This window comes from Clostridium sartagoforme AAU1, from assembly GCF_000401215.1.
Classification (GTDB): domain Bacteria; phylum Bacillota; class Clostridia; order Clostridiales; family Clostridiaceae; genus Clostridium; species Clostridium sartagoforme.
This window is the reverse complement of the sequence record NZ_ASRV01000119.1, coordinates 1-6395: the sequence shown is the minus strand read 5'-3', so window position 1 is coordinate 6395 and position 6395 is coordinate 1. Positions and strand designations below refer to the sequence as shown.

Annotated in this window: 3 protein-coding genes and 1 pseudogene; 3 read left to right on the top strand and 1 reads right to left on the bottom strand. The window is 24.8% G+C overall.

Annotated elements, in window-relative coordinates; translation table 11 throughout:
• The first annotated feature begins 333 nt into the window (after positions 1-333).
• From A500_RS09230 to A500_RS21205, 3 genes and pseudogenes are all read left to right on the top strand, one after another.
• Positions 334-1499 (top strand): annotated as a pseudogene (locus tag A500_RS09230) (class I SAM-dependent methyltransferase).
• A gap of 230 nt (positions 1500-1729) precedes the next feature.
• A complete protein-coding gene (locus tag A500_RS09225; RefSeq protein ID WP_016207312.1) occupies positions 1730-4843 on the top strand; it encodes an AAA family ATPase in 3114 nt (1037 codons plus the stop codon).
• 5 nt (positions 4844-4848) lie between these two features.
• Entirely contained in the window at positions 4849-5103 is a 255-nt protein-coding gene (locus A500_RS21205) for a hypothetical protein (protein WP_242835096.1), read from the top strand.
• A gap of 136 nt (positions 5104-5239) precedes the next feature.
• On the opposite strand, the gene A500_RS09220 is transcribed toward A500_RS21205, so the two are convergent.
• Positions 5240-6322, bottom strand: a complete 1083-nt coding sequence (locus tag A500_RS09220; RefSeq protein WP_016207310.1) for a GerMN domain-containing protein — start codon at positions 6320-6322, stop codon at positions 5240-5242.
• Between the last annotated feature and the right edge of the window lie 73 nt (positions 6323-6395).

Sequence of the window (6395 nt, the reverse complement as noted above, 5' to 3'; positions counted from 1 at the left end):
TTATAAAATGCGAAGCATTTTTCAGTTCACAGTTCACAAGGCACAGTTTACAGTTGTTTTGATTTTATAGGTAACAGGTATCAGGTAACAAGTACTAGAAGTAAACTATAATTAAAAATTAAGAAACATCTACTTCAAGGTAAGCTTAGGGACAGTAGTTAGTTTTGTGCCGCAAAATAACCTAAATTTTTTCATTCTTTAATTTATAAATTGCTTTGCAATTTATATCATAACCTGTTACCTGTTACTTTATTCCAAAAACTGTGAACTGTGAATTATGCGCTGTGAACTATATAAATTGCTTCGCAATTTACAACAAGGGGTTGTTTAGGGATGGAAGATTTAAAAAATGCTATTTATGAAATATTAAAAGAAGAAATTATAAAGATAGTTATTAGTAATAAAGTAAACAAAGAAGTTGAATATAATAAAATAAATTTTTGCTAAAGGAAAATAGTAAAGGCAAAAAATATTATCAAATAGAAAAATTTACTGATAAACAAGTTTTTCATGAAAATATTGAAGTTAATGAAATAGAAAAAGCACTATTTGGTATTGTAAATGAAAATTATAAACAATTATCTGCATGGTCTAATGAAAGTTCCTTTGATTTGAAAATATCTAAAAAAGGAAAAGTATTTTTAGGAAAGAAAAGAAGTAATAATTCTAAACTTTCTAATAAAAGTCATAATAAAGAAAAAAATTATATATTAAAAGAAGGAATGATAATAGAGCCTTTAATAGACCTTGGGGTCTTTACTAAAGAAGGTAAAGTCATAAATTCTAAATATGATAAATATAAGCAGATAAATAGGTTTATTGAAATAATAGATGATGAGATAAAGAAAAATGATTATAAAGAACTTACTATATTAGATTTTGGTTGTGGAAAATCATATTTAACATTTGTTTTATATTATTATTTTGTAGAAATAAAAAATATAAATGTGAAAATGATAGGTTTAGATCTTAAAGAGGATGTAATTAGAAAATGTAATGAAATAGCTAAAAGATATAGGTATGATAATTTGCATTTTGAGCTTGGTGATATAAATGGATATAAGTACGAAAATAATGTTGATATGGTAATAACATTACATGCCTGTGATACAGCAACAGATTATGCTTTATATAATGCAATTAAATGGAATGCAAAAATGATTTTTTCAGTACCATGTTGCCAGCATGAATTTAATAATCAAATGCAAGCAAATACATTACCTATACTAACCAAGTATGGTATAGTTAAAGAAAGAGTAGCTGCGTTAATGACTGATGCAGTAAGGGGAAACCTTTTAGAGGTGGTAGGATATAAGACACAACTCTTAGAATTTATTGATATAGCTCATTCACCTAAAAACATTTTGATAAGAGCTTCAAAATCTAAAATTTCAATGGAGAAAAAAGATAAAGCTTTAAAGGAAGTTTATTCACTTATAAATGAGTTTAACTTTAATCCTACTTTATTAGATTTATTAAAAGAGGACGATTTTATATAATGTTCATAGCTGTGCTTTTAATAGTACAGCATTTTTTATTCTTTAGAAAATTATAAAAGCTTTATTATCTGGATAACTATTTATAATTTTTAGTTGACTTGGAGAGGAACGACGAAATAAGAAAACTTAAATATGACCTTTTTATATTTATGACTAAGTTACAATAAATTTGATAAAAATAATATAGAATAGTCTAATAAGAGCATATTATAAAATGAATGGAGGTATATATGGATAGAGATGAATTAAAATTATATTTAGAAAAGAAATTAAATAAAGAATTTATAGGACAAAGAGAATTCTTTAAAGAAATATCAGAATACTTTATAAATAAAGTAGAAAATAATGAAAAAGGAATTCTAGTTATAGCTGGACATAAAAATACATTTAAGAAGGCAAGTATTAAAACAATCTTTGAGGAATTATATGAAAAAAATTTAATGAAAAATAAAAATGTAGATGAAATAGATTTAGCATCTTATAATTTTAATATGGGGTATAATGCCTTTTTAACGGATTTATATGAGAAACTAGATAATGATAAATCAGATGGATTAATGTTTAAAAATACTGAAAAAGCATCAGAGGAAGTAATCAAATTACTATCAAATATATATCCTAATACTTGTATTCAATTAAATAATGATTACATAATTAAAAATAAGTTTCTGGTAGAAGCTAAAGTTCAAGACAAAAATAAGATTAATAAAATTGTTTGTCATAATAAATTCTTTATATTTATTTATAATTATGAAGATAAAAATGAGTTTGATGATTTTTCCCAATTATCATTAAAAAATAGAGAAAAAATTTTTTATACAAGAGAGCTAACACAAAAAGAGAAAAATATAATTATAAGAAAGAAGTTAATAAATGAAATAGAAAAGATAAAATCTGATTTTGGAGTACAAGTTTTATTAGGATTTAAGGATAATGTTAATGAAAAAGAAGTATTTGGTGTTTGCCAATATCTTCAAAAGAACTTCAATAAAAATAGTGGGTTTGATATTACAGAATATATATATTATAAAGTAAGTGATCCTTTAAGAAATTTTATATTAAAAGAATCTATAGAAGAAGGAGAAAAGATATTAATATATGTAAACCATAATAGGTTATATTGTAAAGCCAATAATGAAATATATAGGTTAAATAAGTATTCAACACCTACTTTAGATGATGTTAGATATAAATTAGAATCTATAATAGGGGTTAAGCAATTAAAAGAATTTTTATTAAATATAGAAAATAATTATAAGGTGCAAAAGATAAGAGAAAAGCTAGGGTTAAGGACATCAAGAATATCTTTAAATATGATATTTGCAGGAAATGCTGGTACAGGAAAAACAAACGCAGCTAGAATAACGTATGAGTATTTAAATGCTTTAGGTTTATTATCAACAGGAGTATTTATTGAAGTTAGTAAAGCCGATTTTATAACAGAAAATGTTAATGAAACCGCTAAAAGAACGAATGATATAATAAATTCAGCAATAGGTGGTGTATTATTTATTGATGAAGCATATGCCTTATGTGAAAGTGAAGATGATAAAGTCGGAAAAGAAATAGTAGATGCTTTGTTAAAAGGAATTGAAGATAATAGAAATAATTTAACTGTTATATTAGCTGGATATGAGAAGGATATGGAAGAGTTTTTAAGCTTTAACCAAGGACTTAAATCTAGATTCCCTAATATAATTCATTTTGAAGATTATAAACCTGAAGAAATGTATGAAATAGCCATGCAAATTGCTAAAGCCAAGGGATATAGAATTGCGAAAAATGTGAAGAACGATTTGATAGATCTATTTGCTAGAAATCAACTTACAGGTAAAAATGATTTAGGTAATGCAAGATTTGTTAGAAATATAATAGAAAATGCTATTATATATTCTTCAAGAAAATATTTAACCAATAATAAAAGCGAAATAGATCTTTTAGAGAGAGAAGATTTTAATTTTAAAGCTAGTGCTAAATTTGATTTAGAAGAAAAGTTAAAAGACATAATAGGATTAGAAAATGTTAAAAATCTTTTAAGAAGTCAATATAAACTTTTAGTTGCACAAGAAAAAAGGAAATCAGTTGGAGTAAATACAGAAATAGAGCAAAATTTAAATATGGTATTTGCGGGTAATCCAGGCACAGGAAAAACTAGTATAGCCAGATTAGTTGCTCAAATGCTAAATAGCATGGGATTATTAAAAGTGGGTCAACTAGTAGAAACTGATAGATCTAGTTTTGTTGCTAATATTCCAGGAGAAACAGCTAAAAAAACAGAGGAAAAATTTAAAGAAGCTTTAGGTGGAGTATTATTTATAGATGAAGCATATACTCTTGCAAATGATAGTCTAGGAAGAGAAGCAATAGAAACACTTCTTAAATTAATTGAGGATTATTCAAGAGAAGTAATAGTTATTTTAGCTGGGTATGAGCAAGATATGGAAGAGTTTTTTGATGTAAATATAGGTCTTCGATCAAGATTTCCATTATGGACTAATTTTGAAGATTATAATCCAAATGAACTTTTAGAAATGGCTATAAGGTTAGTTGAATCAAAGGGATTTAAGTTATCAAAGAACGGCTATATAGCGTTAAAAAAGAGCTTTGTTGATATATATGAAAATTCTGATGCACAATCAGGAAATGGCAGAATGGTTAGAAATTATGTTGAGAACTTAATAAGAGTTCAAAGTATAAGAATTGCAGAAGAGGACATAAGTGTCTATGAAATGAATTTAATAACATCCAAGGATATAGAAAAACTTAATACTTCTCAATATGATAATGAGTTTGACTTAGAAGAAAGATTAAAAGATTTAATTGGAAATGAGGAAGCTAAAGAGTTTTTAAGAAATCAGTATAAATTAATGAGGGTTAAAGAAAAACGCAAAAAACTAGGATTATCGACTGATATAACTAGATATATGAACATAATTTTTACTGGAGAAATTGGAACTGGAAAAAAGACAGTATTAAATATATTGTCAGAAACATTATATAGCATGGGTGTTGTAAAAGCTAAAAATATAGTAGAAATAAATAAAGAAGAGATTATAGACAATATGAAAAATGGAGTATCTTTTGAAGACATTTTAAACAAGCAAATTGGTAAAGTTGTATATATAGATTCAGCAGAATTTTTATTACAAGATACATCAAATAGGATAATTAAGGACTTAATTAAATTTATAGATAAAAATAGTAATAAAATAGTCTTAACTTTATCAGGGAAAAGTAAGAATATTAAAAAGCTTATGAAGTCAAATCCAGAGTTAAACTATAGATTCCCATCAATGCTAAACTTTGAAGATTATAAAAAGATGATTTATTTAATATGGCATTGAGTATTTTGGAGAGCAAAAGATATATTTTAGATAACGAATCTAAAGAAACTTTAAATAAAGCTATAGTTGAGCTATATGATAATAGAAATTTAAGTTTAAGAAATGGTTTAATGATAAAACAATACCTAGATATTCTTATTAGAGAGCAAAGCATTAGGATTTGTGATCCAAAAATAAATCCTAAAGAAATGAGTATAATAATTTCAAGTGATATTATTAAAAGTAAAAATCAATTTTTATCAAAGAATATTTTTGAATAATATTTTTATAAGAAATTATAAAAAACAAAAAGCAGCAAGTATATAATTTTTATATATTGCTGCTTTTAATTTACTTAGTAGCACTTTTAATTTAAAAATAAAGTGACATATAATTATAATTAAAGATGATATTATATTAGATATTTAAAGGCTTAATGTTATTTACATTTATATTAATGCATTCATTTGCTTCTAAACTTATATGACTGCCAGAATAAGGTTTTCCGTTTACCAATATTATAACCTTATCAATTCCATAATTATATGCATAAGTTAATGCTAAAGTTTTCAAAGCAGCAGATTCACTACCAGAACCAACTTTAGTTAAAATGTTATAATAAGACTTTGATAAATCTACGGTTAATGTATTATTAACTTTATCTAACTTAGCTGTACGAACAGACAAATTATCACCAAAATTAAAAGAATTTTCATCAGGAGTATTTTTCAATTCATTTGTTAATGCAGTTACTAAAGCACCATCTATAACTTCAATAGGTCTATCGATATAATAAAAAACATCATCAGAACAATTATAGTAGTAAACTCTACAATTTAATGTTTTTTTGTTTTTTGAAGAAGACTCATTGTTAGTATCGTATGAAGTTTTAGAATATGCAATTGCAGAATTATAATCTACTTTAAAATAACCCTCAGGAAGTTCTCCTCTTAATGATGTATACAATTCATCACCAAAGTAAATAGCTACTTTATCAACACCTAAATTATAACCATAAGTTGAAAGTAACGAAGCTAATAATCCACTTTCAGTTGAAGTACCAAGAACCATTTTATTAACATATGAAGATGAAAAAACTACAGTTAGAAGTTTTTTTTCTTTATCAATTTTAGCAGAGGTAACTTCTACTTCATTAGTAAGGTTCATAAAATTCTTATTAGGAGAATAATTTTGTAATTCTTTAGTTAAAGCTTTTACTATTGCTTTATCTGTGACTTCAATTTCTTTATCAATATAATATAACTGAAGTTTTGAAGAGTCAAAATAAAATAATCTAACTTTATTATTAGTTATTGATTTATTTTCTGGAGAACCATTATTTGATTTTTCATTTTCACCAGGAGTATCTTTAGATTCTTCTCCATCCACACTATTTTGTGAATTTGGAGCTTTTGGAGGTTGATTATTATTTTTCTTACAACCAATTAATGTGAGTGAAAATATTAATGAGAATATCAATAAAAATATTCTTTTTTTCATTTAATCACTTCCTAAATTTATAATTGTTAATATATTTTATTATAATATACAATAATTATTGACAAAATAAAAA

Excerpts from the sequence above, each read along its gene's own strand:
- A500_RS09225 (WP_016207312.1), top strand. The coding sequence starts at position 1,730 with ATGGATAGAGATGAATTAAAATTATATTTAGAAAAGAAATTAAATAAA.
- A500_RS09220 (WP_016207310.1), bottom strand. The coding sequence starts at position 6,322 with ATGAAAAAAAGAATATTTTTATTGATATTCTCATTAATATTTTCACTC.